The sequence below is a fragment of the Enterococcus sp. AZ126 genome, assembly GCF_051714545.1.
Taxonomy (GTDB): domain Bacteria; phylum Bacillota; class Bacilli; order Lactobacillales; family Enterococcaceae; genus Enterococcus_L.
The window spans coordinates 1,450,390-1,472,683 of the sequence record NZ_JBIOSB010000001.1 but is presented as its reverse complement, the minus strand read 5'-3'; the positions used below and the strand labels follow the sequence as shown (position 1 = coordinate 1,472,683).

27 protein-coding genes are annotated in these 22,294 nt (G+C 36.8%); 23 read left to right on the top strand and 4 right to left on the bottom strand.

From position 1 onward, the window contains the following. Positions 1 to 52: 52 nt before the first annotated feature. The 17 genes from fabD (at position 53) to IGI43_RS07055 (ending at position 13,661) form a co-directional block, all read left to right on the top strand. Positions 53 to 982 carry an ACP S-malonyltransferase gene (gene fabD / locus IGI43_RS07135; protein ID WP_438757129.1) on the top strand — a complete coding sequence of 310 codons (930 nt, stop codon included), beginning with the start codon at positions 53 to 55 and terminating at the stop codon, positions 980 to 982. A 3-nt stretch (positions 983 to 985) separates the two neighbouring features. Continuing rightward, on the top strand, positions 986 to 1,723 hold the full coding sequence (fabG, locus tag IGI43_RS07130; RefSeq protein WP_438757128.1) for a 3-oxoacyl-[acyl-carrier-protein] reductase: 738 nt from the start codon (positions 986 to 988) through the stop codon (positions 1,721 to 1,723). Between the two features lie 26 nt (positions 1,724 to 1,749). Then, positions 1,750 to 2,985 carry a beta-ketoacyl-ACP synthase II gene (fabF, locus tag IGI43_RS07125; RefSeq protein WP_438757127.1) on the top strand — a complete coding sequence of 412 codons (1,236 nt, stop codon included), beginning with the start codon at positions 1,750 to 1,752 and terminating at the stop codon, positions 2,983 to 2,985. Position 2,986: 1 nt separating this feature from the next. Continuing rightward, a complete protein-coding gene (gene accB / locus IGI43_RS07120; RefSeq protein WP_438757126.1) occupies positions 2,987 to 3,481 on the top strand; it encodes an acetyl-CoA carboxylase biotin carboxyl carrier protein in 495 nt (164 codons plus the stop codon). Between the two features lie 2 nt (positions 3,482 to 3,483). Then, complete coding sequence (gene fabZ, locus IGI43_RS07115) at positions 3,484 to 3,903, top strand: 3-hydroxyacyl-ACP dehydratase FabZ (RefSeq protein WP_438757125.1); 420 nt, start codon at positions 3,484 to 3,486, stop codon at positions 3,901 to 3,903. Positions 3,904 to 3,910: 7 nt separating this feature from the next. Beyond that, entirely contained in the window at positions 3,911 to 5,281 is a 1,371-nt protein-coding gene (locus IGI43_RS07110) for an acetyl-CoA carboxylase biotin carboxylase subunit (RefSeq protein WP_438757124.1), read from the top strand. 14 nt (positions 5,282 to 5,295) lie between these two features. Then, positions 5,296 to 6,162, top strand: a complete 867-nt coding sequence (gene accD / locus IGI43_RS07105; RefSeq protein WP_438757123.1) for an acetyl-CoA carboxylase, carboxyltransferase subunit beta — start codon at positions 5,296 to 5,298, stop codon at positions 6,160 to 6,162. Continuing rightward, positions 6,153 to 6,950, top strand: a complete 798-nt coding sequence (locus IGI43_RS07100; RefSeq protein ID WP_438757122.1) for an acetyl-CoA carboxylase carboxyl transferase subunit alpha — start codon at positions 6,153 to 6,155, stop codon at positions 6,948 to 6,950. Before accD ends, IGI43_RS07100 begins: the two co-directional genes overlap by 10 nt. A 217-nt stretch (positions 6,951 to 7,167) precedes the next feature. After that, positions 7,168 to 7,695, top strand: coding sequence for a YqeG family HAD IIIA-type phosphatase (locus tag IGI43_RS07095; protein WP_438757121.1), 528 nt, complete (start codon positions 7,168 to 7,170; stop codon positions 7,693 to 7,695). After that, positions 7,692 to 8,807, top strand: a complete 1,116-nt coding sequence (gene yqeH / locus IGI43_RS07090) for a ribosome biogenesis GTPase YqeH (RefSeq protein ID WP_438757120.1) — start codon at positions 7,692 to 7,694, stop codon at positions 8,805 to 8,807. The genes IGI43_RS07095 and yqeH overlap by 4 nt, the downstream gene beginning before the upstream one ends. Before the next feature lie 31 nt (positions 8,808 to 8,838). Next, positions 8,839 to 9,150 carry a ribosome assembly RNA-binding protein YhbY gene (yhbY, locus tag IGI43_RS07085; protein ID WP_438757119.1) on the top strand — a complete coding sequence of 104 codons (312 nt, stop codon included), beginning with the start codon at positions 8,839 to 8,841 and terminating at the stop codon, positions 9,148 to 9,150. Positions 9,151 to 9,167: 17 nt separating this feature from the next. Continuing rightward, a complete protein-coding gene (locus tag IGI43_RS07080; protein WP_438757118.1) occupies positions 9,168 to 9,812 on the top strand; it encodes a nicotinate-nucleotide adenylyltransferase in 645 nt (214 codons plus the stop codon). Then, the gene (gene yqeK / locus IGI43_RS07075; RefSeq protein ID WP_438757117.1) at positions 9,802 to 10,404 is read left to right on the top strand and encodes a bis(5'-nucleosyl)-tetraphosphatase (symmetrical) YqeK; all 603 of its coding nucleotides are present in this window, start codon (positions 9,802 to 9,804) and stop codon (positions 10,402 to 10,404) included. Before IGI43_RS07080 ends, yqeK begins: the two co-directional genes overlap by 11 nt. A 69-nt stretch (positions 10,405 to 10,473) precedes the next feature. Further along, positions 10,474 to 10,812, top strand: a complete 339-nt coding sequence (gene rsfS / locus IGI43_RS07070; protein ID WP_069645497.1) for a ribosome silencing factor — start codon at positions 10,474 to 10,476, stop codon at positions 10,810 to 10,812. A gap of 1 nt (position 10,813) precedes the next feature. Then, positions 10,814 to 11,551 (top strand): class I SAM-dependent DNA methyltransferase, encoded by a 738-nt coding sequence (locus IGI43_RS07065; RefSeq protein ID WP_438757116.1) that lies wholly within the window; start codon positions 10,814 to 10,816, stop codon positions 11,549 to 11,551. A gap of 125 nt (positions 11,552 to 11,676) precedes the next feature. Further along, positions 11,677 to 12,846: a nucleotidyltransferase gene (locus IGI43_RS07060; protein WP_438757115.1), complete on the top strand. Its 1,170-nt coding sequence runs from the start codon at positions 11,677 to 11,679 to the stop codon at positions 12,844 to 12,846. A gap of 95 nt (positions 12,847 to 12,941) precedes the next feature. Continuing rightward, positions 12,942 to 13,661, top strand: coding sequence for a YebC/PmpR family DNA-binding transcriptional regulator (locus IGI43_RS07055; RefSeq protein ID WP_438757114.1), 720 nt, complete (start codon positions 12,942 to 12,944; stop codon positions 13,659 to 13,661). A 152-nt stretch (positions 13,662 to 13,813) separates the two neighbouring features. Here the strand turns inward: IGI43_RS07055 and IGI43_RS07050 are convergent, their stop codons facing one another. Next, positions 13,814 to 15,091, bottom strand: a complete 1,278-nt coding sequence (locus IGI43_RS07050; protein WP_438756097.1) for an ISL3 family transposase — start codon at positions 15,089 to 15,091, stop codon at positions 13,814 to 13,816. A 317-nt stretch (positions 15,092 to 15,408) separates the two neighbouring features. Here IGI43_RS07050 and IGI43_RS07045 point away from each other — a divergent pair, with 317 nt between their 5' ends. Continuing rightward, positions 15,409 to 16,737: a 6-phospho-beta-glucosidase gene (locus IGI43_RS07045; RefSeq protein ID WP_438757113.1), complete on the top strand. Its 1,329-nt coding sequence runs from the start codon at positions 15,409 to 15,411 to the stop codon at positions 16,735 to 16,737. Positions 16,738 to 16,812: 75 nt separating this feature from the next. Here the strand turns inward: IGI43_RS07045 and IGI43_RS07040 are convergent, their stop codons facing one another. From IGI43_RS07040 to IGI43_RS07030, 3 genes are all read right to left on the bottom strand, one after another. Next, positions 16,813 to 17,556: a MurR/RpiR family transcriptional regulator gene (locus IGI43_RS07040; RefSeq protein WP_438757112.1), complete on the bottom strand. Its 744-nt coding sequence runs from the start codon at positions 17,554 to 17,556 to the stop codon at positions 16,813 to 16,815. A gap of 26 nt (positions 17,557 to 17,582) precedes the next feature. Next, entirely contained in the window at positions 17,583 to 18,107 is a 525-nt protein-coding gene (locus IGI43_RS07035; RefSeq protein WP_438757111.1) for a GNAT family N-acetyltransferase, read from the bottom strand. Between the two features lie 77 nt (positions 18,108 to 18,184). Then, complete coding sequence (locus IGI43_RS07030; RefSeq protein WP_438757110.1) at positions 18,185 to 18,373, bottom strand: hypothetical protein; 189 nt, start codon at positions 18,371 to 18,373, stop codon at positions 18,185 to 18,187. A 238-nt stretch (positions 18,374 to 18,611) separates the two neighbouring features. Between IGI43_RS07030 and IGI43_RS07025 the strand changes: the two genes are divergently transcribed. The 5 genes from IGI43_RS07025 (at position 18,612) to IGI43_RS07005 (ending at position 22,291) form a co-directional block, all read left to right on the top strand. Next, a complete protein-coding gene (locus IGI43_RS07025) occupies positions 18,612 to 18,785 on the top strand; it encodes a hypothetical protein (RefSeq protein ID WP_438757109.1) in 174 nt (57 codons plus the stop codon). A 23-nt stretch (positions 18,786 to 18,808) separates the two neighbouring features. Next, positions 18,809 to 19,318, top strand: coding sequence for a phage major tail protein, TP901-1 family (locus IGI43_RS07020; RefSeq protein WP_438757108.1), 510 nt, complete (start codon positions 18,809 to 18,811; stop codon positions 19,316 to 19,318). Between the two features lie 103 nt (positions 19,319 to 19,421). Beyond that, entirely contained in the window at positions 19,422 to 19,763 is a 342-nt protein-coding gene (locus IGI43_RS07015; protein WP_438757107.1) for a tail assembly chaperone, read from the top strand. Between the two features lie 71 nt (positions 19,764 to 19,834). Further along, positions 19,835 to 20,104, top strand: coding sequence for a hypothetical protein (locus tag IGI43_RS07010; RefSeq protein ID WP_438757106.1), 270 nt, complete (start codon positions 19,835 to 19,837; stop codon positions 20,102 to 20,104). A 15-nt stretch (positions 20,105 to 20,119) separates the two neighbouring features. Next, positions 20,120 to 22,291, top strand: a complete 2,172-nt coding sequence (locus tag IGI43_RS07005; protein ID WP_438757105.1) for a phage tail protein — start codon at positions 20,120 to 20,122, stop codon at positions 22,289 to 22,291. Positions 22,292 to 22,294 lie beyond the last annotated feature (3 nt).

The window sequence follows — 22,294 nt, the reverse complement described above, 5'->3', positions numbered from 1 at the left end:
TATATAGGTTTATTGGGCAAGCACTATGCTTTTAACGTAAAGGAGTAAAGGAATGAAAACAGCTTTTATATTTAGTGGTCAAGGTGCTCAATATAGTGGTATGGGCAAAGAATTATTTGATCAAGAGAAAATTGTTCGAGAAACTTTTCAAGAAGCAAGTGAGGTTCTAGGTTATGATATGGCTGAGCTGTGTTTTACTGAAAATGACAAACTTAATGAAACCATTTATACACAACCGGCGATTTTAACGGTTAGTATTGCTATTTATCGTTTGCTGCAATCTAAAGGGTATCAGCCAGATGTTGTTGCAGGACTAAGCTTAGGAGAGTATAGCGCGCTTGTTTCTAGCGGTGCTATTTCATTTAAAGAAGCTGTTCAATTAGTTGCTAAGAGAGGGAAGTTCATGGCGGAAGCTGCACCGACCGGTACTGGTAAGATGGTTGCAGTGATGAATGCGGAACGCTCGTTGATTGAAAAATGTTGTCAAGAATCAAGTATACTAGGCATCGTTTCACCTGCGAATTATAATACACCTCAGCAAATCGTGATCGGTGGAGAAATACCAGCAGTCGATAGAGCAGTAGAATTATTAACAGAAGCTGGAGTAAAGCGGATGATACCTTTAAAAGTCAGTGGCCCTTTTCACACAGCACTACTAAAGCCTGCTTCTGAAAAATTAGCGATTGAATTAGAAAAAGTCGATTTTGCAGAAATGACGATTCCTGTGATCAGTAATACGACAGCACAAGTAATGGAACAAGGGGATATTAAGGAGTTACTGGAAAAGCAAGTAATGTCTGCTGTTCGTTTTGCTGACAGTATTGAAACTATAAAAAAAATGAATGTTGATGCCATTATAGAAGTTGGACCAGGGAAAACGTTGACTGGTTTTATCAAGAAAATCGATAAAGAAATCGAAACAGCTCGTGTTGAAGATAAAAAAACATTATCTGAAACTGAAGCTCTTTTAAACGGGAGGTAACGAATGGAACTTAAAGGAAAAAATGTGTTTGTTACAGGCAGCACACGTGGAATCGGGAAAGCTGTTGCGTTGGCTTTTGCTAAAGCAGGAGCAAATATTGCACTTAATGGGCGTGGAGAAATTAGCGCTGAACTGATTTCAGAAGTAGAATCTTTTGATGTTAAATGTATTGGAGTCTCTGGAGATATTGCTAATTTCAATTCTGCCGGAGAAATGATTCAAGCAGTTGTTGATGGCCTAGGATCAATTGATGTTTTAGTTAATAATGCTGGAATTACGAATGATAAGTTGTTATTGAGAATGTCAGAAGAAGATTTTACTCGTTGTATTCAAATCAATCTAACTGGAACATTCAATATGACGCAACATGCTATTAAAAAGATGATGAAACAACGTAGTGGAAGTATTATCAATATGTCTAGTGTTGTCGGATTAATGGGAAATATTGGTCAAGCTAACTATGCGGCAAGTAAAGCCGGAGTCATTGGTTTGACTAAATCAGTAGCCAGAGAAGTTGCTGCACGTGGCATTACCTGTAATGCTATTGCTCCAGGTTTTATTGAAACAGAGATGACAGAAATTTTATCCGATAAAGTAAAAGAACAAATGAATCAGCAAATTCCATTACAATCATTTGGTCAAGTGGAAGATGTTGCCAATGCAGCTATCTTTTTAGCAGAAAGTCCATATATTACAGGACAAGTTTTGAATGTAGATGGTGGATTAGTCATGCATGGCTAATGAACAAGCTTGAAAGGAGCGATTGAATGAATCGTGTAGTTATTACAGGTTATGGCGTAGCATCCCCAATCGGGAATGACGCAGAAACCTTTTTAGAAAGTTTACAAACAGGAAAAAACGGGATTGGTCCGATTACTAAATTTGATGCCACTGAAACGGGTATTACGTTAGCAGCAGAAGTAAATGACTTTCCTTTTGATAAGTATTTTGCAAAGAAAGATGCTAAACGAATGGATTTATTTTCCCTATTTGGTATTTATGCGGCTTTAGAAGCAATGGAGATGAGTCAACTAGATATCGAACAAATAGATGTTGATCGTTTTGGTGTCATGGTAGGTTCTGGTATCGGCGGACTTCAGACGATCCAAGATCAAGTGACTCGAATGCGTGAAAAAGGTCCTAAAAGAGTGGCGCCTTTATTTATACCAATGGCAATTGGAAATATGGCTGCCGGTAATATTGCTTTACGTGTTGGGGCAAGAGGAACATGTACGGCAACGGTCACAGCTTGTGCTACTGCGAATAATTCGATCGGTGAAGCGTTTAGAAATATCAAACATGGGTATTCAGACGTGATACTAGCAGGAGGAACTGAAGCCTCAATTACGGAGATCGGGATTGCAGGTTTTGCTTCATTAACAGCCGTTACTTCTGAGGAAGATCCAAATAGAGGATCGATTCCTTTTGATAAAGACCGCAGTGGATTTGTGATGGGTGAAGGAGCTGGGATTTTAGTTCTGGAATCTTTAGAACATGCGCAACAAAGAGGAGCAAAGATTTTAGGTGAGATCGTTGGCTACGGTTCAAATTGTGATGCATATCATATGACTTCACCAAGACCAGATGGAAGTGGTGCGGCTAAAGCGATGAAATTAGCGATTGACGAAGCAGCCATCGATTCTTCTAAAGTCGGATATATCAATGCTCATGGAACAAGCACGCCTTCAAATGATGTTGCAGAAACGAAAGCCATTCAAACTGCATTGGGAGAAGCATCTAAAGAGGTTCGTGTTAGCAGTACGAAAAGTATGACTGGCCATGCATTAGGCGCAACAGGGGGTATTGAAGCTATCGCAACATTGAATGCTTTACAGCATCAATTTATTCCACCAACGATCAATATTGATCAACTTGATGAAGCCATCGAAATAAATATTGTCACAAATGAAAGTCAAAAACATGAATTTGATTATGCCTTGACAAACTCTTTTGGCTTTGGTGGTCATAATGCAGTACTTTGTTTAAAACGTTGGGAGGATTAAGATGAATATCAATGAAGTGAAAGAATTATTAACACAGTTTGACGAATCGACACTAACTGAATTTGATCTTAAAAAAGGATCGTTTGGTCTTTATATGAATAAAAATAAAGTGACACAGAAAGCATCATCTGGTGAAGTAAATCAAGTAACCGAGGGGAATACAAACCAAGGCGAAACAGAAATCACGAGCCAAACAATCGAAGTAAAAGAAACAATTAATGAAACTGTAAAAACAGAAACAAAACCAGAAAATACAGAAGAAATCATCTCACCAATCGTGGGTATTGTGTATTTAAAACCGGCACCTGATAAAGAAAACTTCAAACAAGTTGGTGATTTGGTGAAAAAAGGTGATGTCGTGTGTATTGTTGAAGCGATGAAACTTATGAATGAAATTACTTCATCAGTTGATGGTGTGATTACGGAAGTCTTGATACAAAATGAAGATGTTGTTGAATTTAATCAACCACTTTTCCGTGTATCTAAAGGAGTGTAATGATGAATATTCAAGAAATCAAAGAAATTATTCCTCATCGTTATCCTTTTTTATTGTTGGATACGGTCGAAGAAATCATTGTAGGCGAAAAAGTGATTGCAAAGAAAAATGTTACGATCAATGAGCCTTTCTTTCAAGGTCATTTTCCAGATGAACCTGTTATGCCGGGTGTTTTGATTCTTGAAGCACTAGCCCAAGCGGGTGCTGTAGCATTATTGGCTATGCCTGATTTTAAAGGTAAAACAGCTTATTTTGGCGGTATAGATAAAGCGAAGTTTAGACAAAAGGTTGTTCCAGGGGATACGTTGATGTTAGAAGTAGAAATTATGAAAGTAAAATCAATAGCCGGTATCGGCAAAGGAACTGCAACTGTGAATGGAAAAAAAGTAGCGGAAGCAGAATTGACCTTTATGATTGGATAGGTGAGCTATGTTTTCAAAAGTTTTAATTGCAAATAGAGGAGAAATCGCTGTTCGGATTATTCGAGCATGTCGTGAATTAGGCGTACAAACTGTTGCGGTATATTCCGAAGCGGATAAAGAAGCGCTACACACACAACTTGCAGATGAAGCGATTTGTATTGGTCCGGCTAAAGCGACTGATTCTTATTTAAATGTCCAAAGTGTATTAAGTGCAGCCATTGTAACAAATGCTGAAGCGATTCATCCTGGTTTTGGTTTTTTATCAGAAAATAGTCAATTCGCAGCAATGTGTGAAGAGTGCAATATTACCTTTATTGGACCTAAAGCGGAAACGATTGATGCTATGGGAAATAAAATTAATGCGCGTGAACTGATGCAAAAAGCGAATGTTCCGGTTATTCCTGGAAGTACAGGTGTGATAAGCTCTGTTGAAGAGGCATTAACGATTGCTAATGAAATTGGTTATCCCGTTATGTTGAAAGCTGCAGCAGGAGGCGGTGGTAAAGGGATTCGTAAGGTGCTCAGTAAAGAAGAACTACCTCAACATTTTACCTCAGCACAGCAAGAAGCAAAAGCCGCTTTTGGCAACGATGATATGTACTTAGAAAAAATTATTTATCCAGCTCGTCATATCGAAGTGCAAATTTTAGGTGATCAGTTCGGTCATGTGATTCATTTGGGTGAACGTGATTGTTCTTTACAAAGAAATAATCAAAAAGTACTTGAAGAATCACCATCAATCGCGATTTCTCCTGAGAAACGTCAGTTAATAGGTGAAACAGCAGTTCGTGCAGCAAAAGCTGTCCATTATGAGAATGCAGGAACAATTGAATTTTTAATGGATAAATCAGGTGAGTTTTATTTTATGGAAATGAATACTCGAATCCAAGTAGAACATCCGGTTACAGAAATGGTTACAGGGATTGATCTTGTTAAGGCACAATTAAAAATTGCTTCAGGTGAAGAATTACCATACTCACAAGAAGATATTACAATCACAGGTCATGCAATCGAATGTCGAATCAATGCTGAAAATCCTGCCTTTAATTTTGCACCTTCTCCTGGAAAAATCAAGAATTTATTGCTTCCAGCAGGTGGTATGGGCTTACGAGTAGACAGCGCAATGTATTCCGGCTATACGATCCCACCTTACTATGATTCGATGATTGCTAAAGTAATCGTTCATGGAAATGATAGAATAGATGCATTGATGAAAATGCAACGGGCCTTACAAGAGATTGTAACAGAGGGAATCATCACGAATTCAGAATTTCAGCTAGATTTGATCACGCATGAAAATGTGCTGGTTGGCGATTATGATACAAGTTTTTTACAAGAAACATTCTTACCAAATTGGGAACCAGATAGCGATAATTAAAAAGGAGCAGGTGTATGGCTTTATTTAAAAAGAAAAACTACATTCGAATCAATCCGAATCGCGCAAGCGACCAAGCTTCTGTAAAAAAACCTGCAGTTCCAGATAATATGTGGGCGAAATGTCCTTGTTGTAAACGTACGTTATACACAAAAGATATGGGGGCAGAAAAAGTCTGCCCTTATTGTGGTTATAGCTTTAGAATCGGTGCTTGGGAACGTCTTGCTGTAACGGTAGATGAGAAGAGTTTTGAAGAATGGGATACAGATTTAGTCACAAAAGATCCATTAGATTTTCCTGATTATTTGGAAAAAATTGCTAAGATGCAGGAAAAAACTGAACTGCATGAAGCTGTTTTAACTGGGAAAGCTAAAATTGATGATCAAGAGATCGGGATCGGCGTAATGGATGCCAATTTTATCATGGGAAGCATGGGAACTGTTGTAGGTGAGAAAATTACTCGTCTTTTTGAACGAGCAACAGAACAACAATTACCAGTGATTATTTTTACTGCCTCTGGTGGAGCAAGAATGCAAGAAGGGATTTTTTCCTTGATGCAAATGGCTAAGATTTCTGGTGCGCTTAAACGTCATAGCAATGCAGGACTACTTTATGTCACAGTCTTAACTGATCCAACAACTGGCGGCGTTACTGCTAGTTTTGCCATGGATGGTGATGTTATAATAGCCGAGCCACAAAGTTTGATTGGCTTTGCTGGGCGTCGAGTGATTGAGCAAACGATTCGACAAGAATTACCAGATGATTTTCAAAAAGCTGAATTTTTATTAGATCATGGCTTTGTCGATAAAATTGTTCCGAGAAATCAATTACAAGAAACACTAAGCAAATTAATAAAGATTCATACGATGAAAGGGTGGAAATAGCGATGGAAAAAAATGCCAATGATATTGTCACCCTTGCCAGAGCACAGGATCGTTATACTACATTAGAGTATATTGCTGCAATCTTTGATGATTTTATGGAGTTTCATGGTGATCGTTATTTTGGAGATGATTTGGCTGTTGTAGGTGGTGTTGCAACCTTAGAAAATAAACCTGTGACAGTTGTTGGAATTCAAAAGGGGCGTAACTTACCTGAAAATATTGAACGAAATTTTGGTGCGCCACATCCTGAGGGCTATCGTAAAGCATTACGCTTAATGAAACAGGCTGAAAAGTTTGGCCGTCCAGTTGTTACATTTATCAATACAGCTGGAGCTTATTGTGGTATTGAAGCAGAAGAACGTGGTGAAGGTGAGGCAATTGCTAGAAATTTGATAGAAATGTCTGATCTAAGTGTACCGATCATTGCCATTATTGTTGGCGAAGGTGGAAGCGGTGGAGCATTAGCGCTTGCGGTAGCCGATGAAGTTTGGATGTTGGAACATACGATTTATGCTGTGCTTTCACCAGAAGGCTTTGCGTCGATTTTGTGGAAGGATGGCAGTCGGGCCAAAGAAGCAGCAGAGTTAATGAAAATTACGGCGACAGAATTAAAAGAATTAACGATCATTGATCGAGTAATTCCTGAAGAAATGAACGGTGAAGCATTGGAACAACCGAAAATCAATAGAATGATTCAAAAAGCACTTATAAGTAAGTTTTCTGAGCTTTCGCAATTAGATATAGATATGTTGCTGGAAAAACGCTATCAGCGTTTCCGCAAATATTAAGAAAATAAAAAAATGGAGCAGGCCGAGTGAGGTTTGCTCCATTTTAAATATAAATAAAGTGTGTGTGGTTTTTTATTATCATCTAAACTTATAAAAACTTATGATGAGCATTTATAGAATTTTTCAGTAAAATACAGTATAATACAAATTGGAGGAGTGCTAGCTTAGTACTCCTTTCACTATGAGAAAGTTCATCGTGGAGATGAGAGGAGTTACTATGTTTTCAAAATTTAAACCAACTTGGATGGTCGATGCGATTTATAAAATCACGCCGAACCAATTAAAAAAATTAGGAATCAAAGCTGTGTTGACCGATTTGGATAATACGTTGATCGCTTGGGACAATCCAGACGGAACTGAAGAATTATTGACGTGGATTCTTGAAATGAAAAATGCCGGGATTCCAGTTGTAGTCGTTTCAAATAATAAATCTAGCCGTATCAAACGAGTAGTAGAAAAATTTGATTTAGAATATGTATCTAGAGCGTTGAAACCTTCAACAAGAGGATTCAGAGAAGCTGAGAAAAAACTAAATATGAAACCAGAAGAATTAGTTATGGTCGGTGATCAGATCATGACAGATATTCGAGGCGCCAATGCAGCTGGCATTAGAAATATTTTAGTTCGTCCAATCGTTGATACTGATGGATGGAATACAAAGATCAATCGCTTTTTTGAACGAAAAATCATGAAACATTTAGCGAAGAAACATCCAGATATGATATGGAAAGGCGGACTAGAATGAGTGAGAATGAAGCAATTCAGTGCATCGGTTGTGGTGCAGTCATTCAAACAGAACAGCCAGATGAACTTGGATTTACGCCAAAGGCTGCTTTTGAGAAAGGTATGGAGACAGGGGAAGTTTATTGCCAACGCTGTTTTCGTTTACGACATTACAATGACATTCAAGATGTTCAATTGACTGATGATGATTTTTTGCGTTTGTTAAATGGATTGGGTAAAGAAGATGCTTTAATCGTGAATGTTGTCGATATTTTTGATTTCAATGGTTCATTGATTCCTGGACTACATCGCTTTATTGGAGATAATCCAGTATTGATGGTAGGAAACAAAGTCGATATTCTACCAAAATCATTAAAGAAACCCAAAATGATTCAATGGATGAGAGAGCGTGCTCATGAAGAAGGCTTACGTCCTGTCGATGTTTTATTAACTAGTGCTAAGAAACCTCAGGAAATGGAAAACTTGCTTGAGACGATCGAAAAATATCGTGATGGTAAAGACGTTTATGTGGTTGGTGTGACAAATGTTGGGAAATCAACCTTGATCAATCAAATCATCAAACAGACTGCTGGCGTTCAAGATGTCATCACAACATCCCAGTTTCCAGGAACAACATTAGACAAAATAGAAATTCCGCTGGATGACGGACATTTCCTGATTGATACGCCCGGAATCATTCATCGTCATCAAATGGCGCATTACCTTGGTAAAAAAGATCTGAAAATCATCGCGCCACAAAAAGAAATAAAACCAAAAGTATATCAGCTGAATCCAGAGCAAACCTTATTTTTAGGCGGTTTAGCCCGTTTTGATTTTATTCAAGGGGAACGTAGTTCATTTATTGCCTATGTGTCGAATGATTTATCGATTCACCGCACAAAGTTAGCAACAGCAGATGATTTCTATGACAAACATGTAGGTGGTTTATTACAACCGCCTCGTCCGGATGAAGTAGCAGATTTTCCAGAGTTGGTTCGTTTTGAATTTTCGATCAAAGAAAAAACAGATATTGTCTTTGCAGGACTTGGCTGGATCACGGTAACAGAACCTTGTGTCGTTGCTGGATGGGCACCAAAAGGCGTAGATGTTTTAAGAAGAAAAGCTTTGATTTAATCATATGTTAGAATAGAAAGAAGGAAATTTAGTGGATTTAAGAGGAAAACAAAAACGTTTTTTACGTAGCCAAGCCCACCATTTACAACCAATTTTTCAAATTGGGAAAGGCGGCTTGAATTCTGCGATGGTGGTACAGATCAATGAAGCTTTGGAAAAACGTGAATTGATCAAAGTCACGTTACTACAAAATACCGATGAGATTGCTGAAGATGTAGCAGAAGCGTTAAAAGCAGACATTCGTTGCGATATCGTTCAAATCATTGGTCGCGTATTAGTTTTATTTAAACCATCATCTAACGAAAAATATCAAAAAATCTCTAAAGAAGTTAAAGCAATTTAAAACTTGGAGGTACGAAAATGGGGACAAATACGAATGCAGCATTAAAAGCAGAAGTAATTGTGGAAGAAGCTGAGCTTTTTCAAAAGCGTAAACAGGTAGGAATATTAGGCGGGAATTTTAATCCAATTCATGTGGCTCATTTAGTGATGGCTGACCAAGTACAGCAGCAGCTTGGCCTTGATAAAGTCTATTTGATGCCTACTTATTTACCGCCTCATGTAGATGAAAAAGAAACGATCGATAGCAAACATCGTTTGGCAATGTTGGAACTAGCGATTGCGGATAATAAAAATTTAGCTGTGGAGCCCATCGAATTGTTACGTAAGGGGAAAAGTTATACCTATGACACAATGAAAGCTTTAACTCAAAATAACCCTGATACAGATTACTATTTTATCATTGGCGGAGACATGGTAGAATATTTACCAAAGTGGTATAAAATTGACGAATTACTTACTTTAACCAATTTTGTGGGAATTCGCCGTCCTAATTATGGCACAATCACATCTTATCCGATTATTTGGGTAGATGTTCCTCAAATGGATATTAGTTCAACATTGATTCGGGAAAAGATCAAGAATGGTTGTTCTACACGCTACTTATTGCCTGATAGTGTGATACACTATATAGAAGAGATGGAGCTGTATGTAGATGGATTTTAGCGGAAAATATACGTCGCTTAAACGTGAAGAATTGATGCAAGAAGTTCAGATGCATATGAGTGAACGGCGGTTTCAACATGTTTTAGGTGTAGAGGAAATGGCGATAGCTTTAGCGGCTAAATACGGAGCTTCCAAAGAAAAGGCAAGTATTGCGGCATTGACTCATGATTATGCAAAAGAACGTCCAGATGAAGAGTTTGAGCTAATTATCAAGCGGGATGGCTATGACCATGATTTACTGAATTATGATAATGCAATTTGGCACGGACTTGTTGGCGCCAGTATGGTTCAAAGGGAATTAGGCATAGATGACGAAGAGATCTTAGAAGCGATTCGTCTGCATACGACAGGTGCTGCTAAAATGAGTCTGCTGGATAAGATCATTTATGTTGCTGATTACATCGAAGCTGGTCGAAACTTTCCAGGCGTAAAAGAAGCACGAAAATTGGCCTTAGTCGATTTGGATGAAGCAGTTGCATTTGAAACAAAACATACATTGCTGCATCTTATTGAACAAGAACAAAAAATTTATCCCAAAACAATTGAGACGTATAATTATTGGGTAGTAGGAAAAGCTGAACAAAGTATTTAGTTTTAAGTTAGAAAGAAAACCAAAATTTACATTAAATAATGGGAGGAAACCATCATAGATAGTCAACAGATTTTAGAAATCGCTGTAAAAGCAGCTGATTCAAAACGAGCCGAGGAAATTGTCGCTTTAGATGTGCAGGAGATCTCACTTTTAGCAGATTACTTTATGATTTGCCAAGCAACAAGTGAACGTCAAATTAATGCAATCGTGGAAGAAATTATTGAAAAAGAAGAAGAAGCAGACGTAGAAGTAAAACGTATCGAAGGAAAAGATGGCGGTAAATGGGTATTGATCGATTTAGGCGATATCATCGTTCATGTATTCCAATCGGCAGAACGTGGATTTTACAATTTAGAAAAACTTTGGTCAGATGCGCCAATGGTCGATCTGCACGCTTGGGTCGAATAATATGGCCTACGAAACATTTGCTTTTGTTTATGATGAAGTAATGGATGATAGCTTGTATGATCAGTGGTTGGAGTTTTCAAAACGCCATTTACCAGAAGGAAAAATGGATGTTTTAGAAATGGCTTGTGGTACTGGGGCGCTAGCTGTGAATTTTGCCAAAGCAGGATTTACTGTAACTGCGTTAGATTTGTCGGAAGAAATGCTGATGATGGCAAGTAAACGAGCAGCTGAGGAAGATGTCCATGTTCAGTTTGTCCAAGGGAATATGATGGATTTATCTGAAATGGGCCAATACAATGCAATCACTTGTTTTTCTGATTCACTGTGTTATATGGCAAATCGTCAAGAAGTTCAACAAGTATTTGACGATGTTTATCAAGCATTAGAAGACGAAGGAATCTTTATTTTTGATGTTCATTCGATTCATCAAGTAGACAAAGTATTTCCAGAGTATAGTTATCATTATCAAACAGAAGAATTCGCTTTTTTGTGGGATAGCTATCCTGGCGAAAAAGAGCATAGCATTGAGCATTTTCTGACATTTTTTGTAAAAGAGCATGAGAATGATGAAGTCTTTATTCGCCAAGATGAACTGCATCAAGAACGCACTTATACAATGGAAAACTATTTGATGATGCTTGAAAGTGCTGGCTTTGTGAGTGTCGAAGTATATGCAGATTTTACCGATGAAGCACCTACCGATGAAAGCAAACGTTGGTTCTTTGTTTGTAAAAAATAATAAAAAATGAGTGGAGACGAACTTTTCGAAGTTTCGAACGCTCGTTTTTTATTTTGTTTCAGTAGTAAAATAAAAATGGTATGATAGAGTTCTAATAGAAATGATCTGGGCAAAGGAGAATACAGATGAAAAGTTGTGGCATTATTGTTGAATACAATCCTTTTCATAATGGACATCAGTACCACGCAAAAATGGCGCGGGAGTTAAGTGGAGCAGAAGTTGTCATAGCTGTGATGAGTGGGAATTTCTTACAACGAGGGGAACCTGCGATTATCGATAAATGGACACGAGCCAATGAAGCCTTGAGTCATGGTGTTGATCTTGTTGTTGAATTGCCATTTGCTTATGCTGTACAATCAGCTGATTATTTTGCTGCTGGTGGAGTAAAATTGCTTCAGGCATTCCATTGTGATGCATTATGTTTTGGTACCGATAATCAAACAGATATGGATTATGAGCAGTTTGGTAATTTTGTTTACAAGCATCAGAAAGAAATCGATCACACCTATCAGATCATTAAAAACAATGGTATGAGTTATCCTCAGCAAATGACAGAAGTTTTTCGTAAACTTTATCCAAATAGCGGCTTAGATTTTTCTTCTCCTAATCATATTTTAGGATTAAGCTACGCAAAAGAAAATGCCGCGTATGAAAAGCCAATGACTTTATATCCTTTACCAAGAGAAAAAGCAGGTTATCATGATACCAAAATACATCAAGAATTTGCCAGTGCAACGGCGATAAGGAAAGCCATTTTCTCAGAAGAATTAGATCAAATCAACCAAGTAGTACCAAAACAAGTTATAGTAGATTTGGTGATTACACCTACAGTTTCTTGGGAAGATTATTGGCCTTTATTAAAATATAAATTAATCAGCAGTTCAATTGCAGAATTACAAACGATTTATCAAATGAAAGAAGGCATTGAATATCGATTGCAAGAAGCGGCTAAGACTTCGGACTCCTTTCAGACGTTTATGGAACAAGCCAAAACAAAACGTTATACGTGGACACGTCTGCAACGCTTGGCAACTTACATTTTAAATAATGTGAAACAACAGGAAATAGAAAATGCATGGAAGTATAGTCACTTGCAAGTTCTTGGCTTTACAGAACAAGGGCAACGTTTTTTGCGAGAAGAAAAAAAGAATCTAAAATTACCACTGATCACAAAAATTTCCAAGAATTTGGGCTCTCAGTTAGCGCTTGATATTCGTAGTAATATGCTTTATCAGTTAGGGAATTCCAATATTTTAGAACAAAGTTTTGGTCGTTTTCCGATTCGTATTCTTTAAAAGAAAAAAACACTTAACAAAAGTCCGTTTGCCAAGTATAATGAGAAAGGCACTATAATCAAAAAAATAATAATGAATGAAAGCGAAGTGAGAATATGGGTCGTAAGTGGGCAAATATTAAAGAGAAAAAAGCTGCCAAAGACGCAACCAACAGCCGAGTTTATGCAAAATTCGGAATTGAGATATACGTAGCAGCGAAATCGGGTGATCCTGACCCTCAAGCAAATCAAAAATTACGGTTTGTTATCGAGCGCGCAAAAACATATAATGTTCCAAAACATATCATCGACCGAGCAATCGAAAAAGCCAAAGGTTCTGGCGATGAACAATATTCTGAATTGCGTTATGAAGGATTTGGACCAAATGGCTCAATGGTCATCGTTGATGCGTTGACGAATAATGTAAACCGTACTGCGTCAGATGTTCGTGCAGCATTCGGGAAAAATGGTGGAAATATGGGTGTTAGTGGTGCAGTAGCTTATATGTTCGATCATACAGGTGTCATTGGCTTTGAAGGTAATGATGCAGATGAAATTCTTGAGTATCTGATGGAAAAAGACATTGATGTTCGTGATGTTACAGAAGAAGAAGGTCAAATCATTGTCTATACTGAACCAGAAGATTTACATGCAGTGCAAGAAGCGCTAAAAGAAAAGGGAATCGAAGCATTTTCAGTAGCAGAATTAGAAATGATTGCACAAAATGATGTAGAATTAACTGGGGAAGACTTAGAAAAATTTGAACAAATGATCGACGTTTTAGAAGACCTTGATGATGTTCAAAAAGTGTATCATAATGTTGATTTAGGTGAGTAATAATATTGGCTCTTTGTCAACTAATGTTGGTGAAGAAAATCCAAAGAATTAAATCAATTATTGTAGGTTCTACGTCAAATTGTGTTGGTAAGCCAAATAACTGAATAGAAATCTAGGTCTGGTAAGGATAGAACATTCTTATCAGGCTTTTTTTATTGTTGTGAAAAAATAAGACCTTGAATAATATAAATACGTGAACGAAAATGATAAAAGTTTCGATAGCCATAGGCTACCCGTTTGATTACCTTAAGTTTATTGTTTAACCCTTCAGTGACACCATTAGAATAAGGGAAGCGAAAAGAATTTTTAATGCCTTCTTTATATTTGTTAAAGAAGAGTAATTTCTTTTTGAACCAGTGTGGTAGCTGATTATCTAGCTGTTGAAGATACTCAAAAAAGAGTGTATGTTCCCGATGAGAAAAAGCATATTTTAAGTATTGAACCGTATCATAGCCTGTCCGTAGGACAGCATCATAGTGCAACAGTTCATCGACAATATCCTGTTGACTTAATGGTCGTTTAAATAAGGGCTGGTATGCTCGACAGTTTATATCTAATTTATCGGAATCTTTCAATAGTAACTTCCAATAGCGTTTTAAGCGACGGTATTGTTTTGGTTTAGAACTTTTTAAGCGGTTCATCGTTTGAATTCGCAATTGGTTCAACGTACGATTCATTTGTTGGACGATATGAAAGCGATCCGTCACTAATTGAGCATTAGGAAAGACCGTTCGAAGAAGTTGATGGTAACTAGCGTTCATATCTGTTACGAGATACGCTACATGTAGCCGAGCTTCACGTGTAAAGCGCATGAAATGAGCGGTCAATTTGTGTAGTCGTCTATCTTCCAACACTTCTAACAACTGATTCCGTTGTCCATCCACACAAATAAAGCTCATACTTCCTTGGCAAGATTTCATGGATTTAAATTCATCAATACATAAAATTTTAGGGAGGAAGTTCCAGTTTGTTCGATAATTTTGTGATAGTCTATCCATCATTCTAAGGACTGTTATGTCTGAAACAAAGTGCTTTTGAGCAATCATTTTTCTTGAAACATTCTTTTTCAAGTCAAGCATAATTTGGTATTGAAGCTGTTTAGATAAGTGATGATGTTCTTCAATCAGCTCTGTATGAGCGTGAAAAGTAGTACCACATTCATGACAAAGAAAGCGTGTCCGTTTTAGCTCTAATAGAGTGAAACGTTCATTAAAAACAGGCAATTGAGCTGTTGTTGTATGACTGCCATTTTTGATGATTTGTCCATGATCGAGGCTTCCACATTTCTCGCAATGGGTAGGTGAATAGGTCAGCTTGGCTTTAATCACTTGAGCTTGCACTCCTTTTACTGTTCTTTGTTCCAACCAATTTTTTTCAAACCAGAGGTTTTTGTCTGTAAGTCCGAGCAATAATCTGGTATTCTTATCCATAGGGAACAACCTTTCTGATGATTTGTGGTTTTTGTCGATTTCATTTTATCAGTTAGTTGTTCCTTTTTTGTGTTTAAATGCTTAAAAAAGTGCTGGTAGAAAATCTTTTTTGATTTCCACCAACACAATATATTATAGAACCAAAATAATGGGATTGGACATACAATGTGTTCAATCCTTTTTTTGTAACGTCTTGTTACTCGATTGTTACAAGTTACTTTTGCTTTGATGATGTAACCACTTACTTCTTTGCTCTATATTCTAACCTAATAACAGGCTATACTAAGGTCAGATAAAACGCTAAGGAGCTGAACGAGATGTCAAAAGGAATTAAAATCGTTACGATCGGTGGAGGATCAAGTTATACACCAGAATTAGTGGAAGGTTTTATTAAACGTTATGATGAGTTGCCCATACGTGAGTTATGGCTGGTTGATATTGAAGCAGGAAAAGAAAAACTAGAAATCGTTGGTGCAATGGCAAAAAGAATGGTCCAAGCAGCAGGCGTAGATTGTGAAATTCACTTAACTTTGGATCGTCGTGAAGCATTAAAAGATGCAGATTTCGTTACAACACAATTACGTGTAGGACTTTTAGATGCACGGATTTTAGATGAACGTATCCCATTAAGCCATGGGTTGATCGGGCAAGAAACAAATGGCGCTGGGGGGATTTTTAAAGCATTAAGAACTGTTCCAGTCATTTTAGATATCGTAGAAGATATGAAAGAATTATGTCCAAACGCTTGGCTGATCAACTTTACAAACCCAGCTGGTATGGTAACAGAAGCTGTTTTACGCTATGGTAATTGGGATAAAGTAGTCGGTCTATGTAATATTCCAGTCAATGCAGTTTTTGAAGAAGCAGAATTATTAGGTGAAAATAATCGCGATTTATTCTTCCAGTTTGCTGGGATCAATCACTTACACTGGCATACGATTACAGATAAAAACGGAAAAGACCGTACGGATGAATTGATCAAGGTGATGTATGGTCAAGACGACGCAAAATCAATCGTAGCCAATATCAAGGACAACAACTTGATTTGGGAACAAGTCGAAAACCTACACATGGTTCCTTGTCCATACCATAATTATTACTATTATACAGATAAAATGCTAGCTGAAGAATTGGAAGATTTTAAAAACAATGGCACACGAGCTGAAAAAGTCAAAAAAATCGAACATGAATTGTTTGAATTATACAAAGATCCTAATTTAGACTATAAACCAAAACAATTAGCAGAACGCGGTGGTGCTCGTTATAGCGATGCAGCGTGCGAAATCATCAACTCTATTCATAATGATAAACGCACAACAATGACTGTTAGTACTAGAAACAACGGCACGATCACAGATCTACCGGCGGAAAGTGCAGTAGAAGTAACCTGTACGATCACTGGAAAAGGTCCTGTACCTTATAACTTCGGCAGCTTTAAACCACAGGAACGTGGTTTGTTGCAAGTAATGAAATCAATGGAAGAATTAACCATCGAAGCGGCTGTCACAGGAGATTATGGAACATTGTTACAAGCTTTTACAATGAATCCACTGATCACAAGTGGTGATGTTGCCAAAGAAGTGATGGATGAACTATTAGAAGCACATAAACACTATTTACCAGCTTTCTTTAAAGAAGAAAAATAATTAAAAGAGATAAAAAAAGCGTTAAACTCTGAACTATACTCAGGAGCTTAACGCTTTTTTGCGTCTATTTAGGTTCTACTCTTTTTGATTTTGCACTTCTTTTGCCAAATATTCTACTGTATAAAGCGCTGGAACTTGAGAAGTAATGTCACTATCTCCAATTCGTTCTGTTGAAATATAATAAGGAATATTTACATCTGAAAGGGCTGCAATCGGAGATTTTTCACTATTTGTGATAGAAATGATGGAACTATCATTCGTAATAAAATGATTCAGATAATTGATGATGGCTTCATTTTCTCCACTAACAGAAAGAGCAATCACGCAAACATTTTTCGCCATCGCTTTATTAAAAAAATTGACTGGATGATTGATTGGGTCTTCGATATGAAACGCCATACTGAAAATAGAAGAAAAATACAACGCACCATATTCAGCAATAATATTTGATGATCCTGTTCCAATAAATAAGACAAGATCTTTTTCTGACAATAATTTTGCTGCAGCCTGAATCCGTTCTTGATAAAAAGCTTCAGTAGAGCGCTGGATAAAATTAGTAAATGACGTTTCATCCACGGCATGCGTCGTAACAGGCTTAGCCAATGATTTTCGATATAAATTCAATTTGATTTTAAATTCAGAAAATCCTTCACAACCAAATTTACGACAAAAGCGCAAAATGCTGGCGGTACTGCTATGGGTTTCTTTCGCTAACTCACGAATTCTCATATAGACGACTTCATCGATGTGAGACGCAATATATTTATAAATTTCTAAATCGATGGGACTTAAATCAGGACTATGATCTAAAAATAACAAGATATCCACTACTTTCTTTGTTAAGATTATTTATTGAAATCAATGCTGTATACAAAATGACGAACTGGTAAGCCAGAATAGTCTTTATCAAATTGTTTTACGAGGGTCATGCTGTTTTTTTCTGCAACCTTTTGAGAAGAGAGATTCGTCTCTCGAATGATCGAACAGATTTTTTCAGCTTTCAAACTATTTTTAGCATATGTGAGGCATAATTGGCTAGCAGACGTTGCATAACCTTGATTCCAAAATTGTTTATTGACTAAATAGCCGATTTCTAATAGTGATTCACCTTCGACCTCAGAATAAACAATTCCACATTGACCGATAAAATTATTGTTCTGTTGGTCAATGATTGCCCATAAACCAAAGCCATTTTCTTGATAACTTTTTAAATTCCAGTTTAACCAATCATTTACTTTTTCATTAGTAAAAGCCGCCTCATAGGCATACATCGTTTCTTCATCTTGTAAAATCAAGCATAAATCCTCGAAATCATCAGATGTAAGTTCTCTTAAATAGAGTTTGTCATTTTCGATTATTTTTTTAGTCATTGCGAGAATCTCCCCTTTTATCCAACTCTAACTTCATGTTCATAACATACAACGGACCCAATCCACCTTAGACAATGTTATCTAAAAACGAAAAAATTTGTTAATCGTCCATCGTCGATTCCTACTATTGGATGGATAAAAGAATTTTTCAAAGAAATCTTGATAGGCATTTCTGGAGTTCCTGTATAGCACAATGGTTCATCATTTAATTGATACTGCTGGATCATTTTTGAAAAATCGTTGGTATATTTTTGTAATAATATCATTCAGCACTTTTTTTGTCATTTCCATTATTTTACCATAGTAACGGCCTTTATCAGAAAAAAAGAAGGTTTAAAACTCTAAACAGTGAAAGAGACCTGACAGTAACTTGGGACAATTCTAACAGACTTCTGGGAGTTTGAACTCACTAATTATTTGTATACTAGGTTCATCAAGTAATAACTGCTGTAAACATTCGATTCACAGAGTCGCCCGTGACTTTAAATGAGAGGAGATGTCAACGTGAAATTAGATGATGTTGCTTTGCAAAATAAGAGGTACTTAACTTTTGAGCAGCAAGATAAGGCAATCAAACAACAGTTGAAAATTATCGAAAAGCTGCAACGAAGAGTAAAGGCAGAACAACGACGGAAAAATCAACTGGCATCTCAATTAAAAAAATTGACACAGCAGTAAAACATCAAGGAGGAAATGAACAGATGACAGCATTAAGTGGAGTAGACGTAGTATGGCGTTTTCGTTTAGCCGAAGACGAAGGAAATGAAAGTGCATGGGGCTTAGCCTACAGCACAGAGAATGGTTATTCAAAATCAAAAGAAAGTGAATCGACTGTTACAAAAGATGGCAGTGTGGTCACACCAGGTGCAACAGAAACAACTGTTACAGCAACAACTTTATATAAAATCGGTTCGACTCAAATCGATAAATTGGAAACCGCAATGGATGAAAACAAGCGTGTTCAGATTTGGCGTATTAATACCAAAGAAATTGGTACTGGTAACGATCAAGGGAAATTCAAAGCTAAATACTTTGAAGGCTATTTTACTTCTTTTGAAGAAACAGATTCAGCAGAAAATAAAGTTGAATACTCTTTGGAATGGGCGATTGAAGGCGCAGGTAAGAATGGTTTTGCAGTTTTAGAGCTTGATACTTCAGAGGGCGGCGATTATGAATTTAAAGACACTGTAAAAGTAGAAGCTAAAGCATAATTGATTTTATAAAGTAATCGAAAGAGGTTAGACACTAGCCTCTTTCAGATAATTTATTATGGCGAGACAATTATTGTCGTTTTTAAAATTAGGAGGAAAAGACATGGAATTATCAATGAATGAAAAAACATTTGGCTGTAAATTTGGTTACGGTTTTTTAAAAGAAATCAACAAACGTTATTCAATAGAGCGTGGTGGTATGCAGCTAAAATTAGGAGTTGGAGCAATTGTTTCAAATCTTCTTTTATCTGATGTAGATACCTTATTTGAAGTCTTACTGATTGCAAATATGACAGAAAAACCTCGAATGACAGTCAAATTTTTAGAAGAGTATGTTGAGGAAAATGGCACAAAAAATCTGTTTGAAGATGTGATCGATTCGCTAAAAAAGTCGGAATATACCGGGATGATGACCAGCAAAATGTTGGAAGAAGCACAAGCGTAAATAACATAGATTTTGATGAAGTATATGAGCAGGTCCGTCTAAACTGTTTGCGCTTCTTAAAAATTGAAAATTTGAATGAAATAGACCGCTTGACCATTACTGACTACGAATTACGTATGAAGGCCTATCAATTAAAGCAATTAGATCGACAATATGAAATTCATATGCAGGCGTGGGCTACAGTTATGGCAGGTCAAACGCGAAAAGGTAAACCAGTTTTTAGAACTTTCGACAAGTTCTTTGATTATCGAAAAGCAGAAGAGAAAATACTTGGCAGACAACAAGAAACTTCTCCTGATAAAGTGAAACTTCAAAATTGGATCGCTAATTTCAATTTATAGGAAAGGAGGGGGAAGATGGAGAAAAAGATTGATGTTATAGCAGTTTTAACAGCTGTAGATAAAGAATTTAATAAATCTTTATCGAATGTTTTAAACTTAATAGATAAAGTTAAGGTATCAGCGGACATGCTTACAGAAAGTATAGTACAAATATCTAGTGGAGTAGGTTCCTTTAGATTAATTGCTGATTCGGTAACTGTTTTAAGTACATCATTGAGTCAAATTATCTCTCAATATGCAGCTTTAGCCAATGCACAAAAAGAAATTATACCTATCCAAAGCAAAATAGATAATACATCTGAATCTATGAAGGAATTATCTACTAACTTAGAAAGAATTACAGAAAGATTGAAAGACGCATCAGTGTTTGGCAAAGAGTTTGATTCACTTTCTAATGGTTTTAAAGCATTCCAAGATATAGCTGATACAAGTGGTTTAAATGATTTAAAAGAAATGATTATGAGTGTCAGCACAACCTATTCGGGGCTTATATCTAAAAATGGACAGCTAGGTAAAACAATGAGTGATGTCAAAGAAAAATACTCTTTAGCAAAACAAGTGATGGCAGGTAAATTGGAAGTTGATGACTCTTCATTCAAGAAACTTGATGAGGGCATGCAGGGATTTGTTGAAAAGATTGCTGGTACAAAAGAAAAATATGTGGATTTTGTTTCGGATGCAAAAGACAAAATGAACGTTTTTGGACTGGCTTTTATGGATAAAGTTCCGATTGTTGAAACATTTGGGAATAAAGTTTTAGATGCAGCACAAAATTCAGAAACGGCTTTAGGGAAAATTGTAAAAGTCGGTAGTGGTGTAGGCGAAAAATTGGGTGCATCATTTAATGTGGGAACAAAGGCTTTAGGAGGAATGGTTAAGGGACTGACTTCTATCATGGGAGTTGCTATAAAAGCTTTAGCCCCTGCAGCAATAATTGGGCTTGCTTTAGCAGGTCTTGGATTAGCAAATAGCCAATTTGGTGATGAGCTACAAGGGTTTATTACTACAGCTATAGAAAAAGGACCAGAAATCATTACCGGTTTTGTGAATGGAATAATTTCAAAATTACCAGATTTAATGACATCAGGTACACAATTGATAGCAGGGTTTGCAGAAGCGATTGCTGTGAATTTGCCCGTGATAATGCAAAGTGCGGTTAATTTAATCAATGCCTTAGTTCAAGGTGTAATTGAAAGTTTACCAACGTTGATTCCAGCAGCGTTGATGTTAATTGAATCCTTAGCCACGAGTTTATTATCTGCAGCACCACAGTTGTTAATGACTGGATTAAATTTATTGATGGCTTTAGTAAGTGGGATTGTAGATAACAAAGATCAAATAATTAACACGGTCACCAATATCATTGAATCATTTACTACTAATATTACAGGACAACTACCTGAAATCATTAAAAAGGGTGTTGAGATATTAATGAAACTTGCGGAAGGAATCGCTTCGATATTGCCAGTTTTAATTCCAGTGGCCATTGAAGCTATTGCGACTTTAGTAAGAACCTTGTCTGAGCAGCTGCCAACAATCATTTCTGCTGCAGTAAAAATTATAGCGACTCTTGTTGCTGGTTTACTTAATGAGCTTCCAAGTATTTTAGTAGCAGCAGGGAAATTGATATGGGAACTAGCAAAAGGAATCCTAGGTGCGTTACCGTCCATTGCAACAGTTGGGTATCAAATTATTAATGAACTTTCTAAGGCTCTATTTGATATTGATCTATTTGAAATCGGAGGTAATATCATTCAAGGTTTCATTAATGGTATTACAGAAAAAGCAAAAAAAATATGGGAAGTTCTTGAAAACATTGGAAATGGAATCAAAGACTTTTTTACAGGAAACTTTAAAATCCACTCACCATACCGCTGGATGCGAGATGAAATCGGGGCAATGTTGCCAGCAGGTTTGGCTATCGGTATTGAACGAAATGCTCATGTAGTAGACAAGCCAATGAACGATTTAGCTTCTCAAATCATGTTGCCAAGCTTAGATAGTTTAGATCAACATTTAGAAACGGTCCAAGATATATCCGTTCAATCTAGTAGCAAACAAATGATGATTCCAACAAAACAACCTGCAACATTCAACATCAAACTTGGCAATCAACAATTCAAAGCCTTTGTTTCCGATATCTCAGAAGCAATGGGACAAGACTCTGCTATCAACTTAGCATTTTAGAAG

Excerpts from the sequence above, each read along its gene's own strand:
- IGI43_RS07060 (WP_438757115.1), top strand. The coding sequence starts at position 11,677 with ATGAAAAGTTGTGGCATTATTGTTGAATACAATCCTTTTCATAATGGA.
- IGI43_RS07065 (WP_438757116.1), top strand. The coding sequence starts at position 10,814 with ATGGCCTACGAAACATTTGCTTTTGTTTATGATGAAGTAATGGATGAT.
- yqeK (WP_438757117.1), top strand. The coding sequence starts at position 9,802 with ATGGATTTTAGCGGAAAATATACGTCGCTTAAACGTGAAGAATTGATG.
- IGI43_RS07020 (WP_438757108.1), top strand. The coding sequence starts at position 18,809 with ATGACAGCATTAAGTGGAGTAGACGTAGTATGGCGTTTTCGTTTAGCC.
- fabZ (WP_438757125.1), top strand. The coding sequence starts at position 3,484 with ATGAATATTCAAGAAATCAAAGAAATTATTCCTCATCGTTATCCTTTT.
- fabG (WP_438757128.1), top strand. The coding sequence starts at position 986 with ATGGAACTTAAAGGAAAAAATGTGTTTGTTACAGGCAGCACACGTGGA.
- IGI43_RS07035 (WP_438757111.1), bottom strand. The coding sequence starts at position 18,107 with ATGACTAAAAAAATAATCGAAAATGACAAACTCTATTTAAGAGAACTT.
- IGI43_RS07015 (WP_438757107.1), top strand. The coding sequence starts at position 19,422 with ATGGAATTATCAATGAATGAAAAAACATTTGGCTGTAAATTTGGTTAC.
- accD (WP_438757123.1), top strand. The coding sequence starts at position 5,296 with ATGGCTTTATTTAAAAAGAAAAACTACATTCGAATCAATCCGAATCGC.
- IGI43_RS07045 (WP_438757113.1), top strand. The coding sequence starts at position 15,409 with ATGTCAAAAGGAATTAAAATCGTTACGATCGGTGGAGGATCAAGTTAT.
- IGI43_RS07030 (WP_438757110.1), bottom strand. The coding sequence starts at position 18,373 with ATGATATTATTACAAAAATATACCAACGATTTTTCAAAAATGATCCAG.
- accB (WP_438757126.1), top strand. The coding sequence starts at position 2,987 with ATGAATATCAATGAAGTGAAAGAATTATTAACACAGTTTGACGAATCG.
- IGI43_RS07095 (WP_438757121.1), top strand. The coding sequence starts at position 7,168 with ATGTTTTCAAAATTTAAACCAACTTGGATGGTCGATGCGATTTATAAA.
- fabF (WP_438757127.1), top strand. The coding sequence starts at position 1,750 with ATGAATCGTGTAGTTATTACAGGTTATGGCGTAGCATCCCCAATCGGG.
- IGI43_RS07005 (WP_438757105.1), top strand. The coding sequence starts at position 20,120 with ATGGAGAAAAAGATTGATGTTATAGCAGTTTTAACAGCTGTAGATAAA.
- IGI43_RS07055 (WP_438757114.1), top strand. The coding sequence starts at position 12,942 with ATGGGTCGTAAGTGGGCAAATATTAAAGAGAAAAAAGCTGCCAAAGAC.
- yqeH (WP_438757120.1), top strand. The coding sequence starts at position 7,692 with ATGAGTGAGAATGAAGCAATTCAGTGCATCGGTTGTGGTGCAGTCATT.
- IGI43_RS07050 (WP_438756097.1), bottom strand. The coding sequence starts at position 15,091 with ATGGATAAGAATACCAGATTATTGCTCGGACTTACAGACAAAAACCTC.
- IGI43_RS07080 (WP_438757118.1), top strand. The coding sequence starts at position 9,168 with ATGGGGACAAATACGAATGCAGCATTAAAAGCAGAAGTAATTGTGGAA.
- fabD (WP_438757129.1), top strand. The coding sequence starts at position 53 with ATGAAAACAGCTTTTATATTTAGTGGTCAAGGTGCTCAATATAGTGGT.
- IGI43_RS07110 (WP_438757124.1), top strand. The coding sequence starts at position 3,911 with ATGTTTTCAAAAGTTTTAATTGCAAATAGAGGAGAAATCGCTGTTCGG.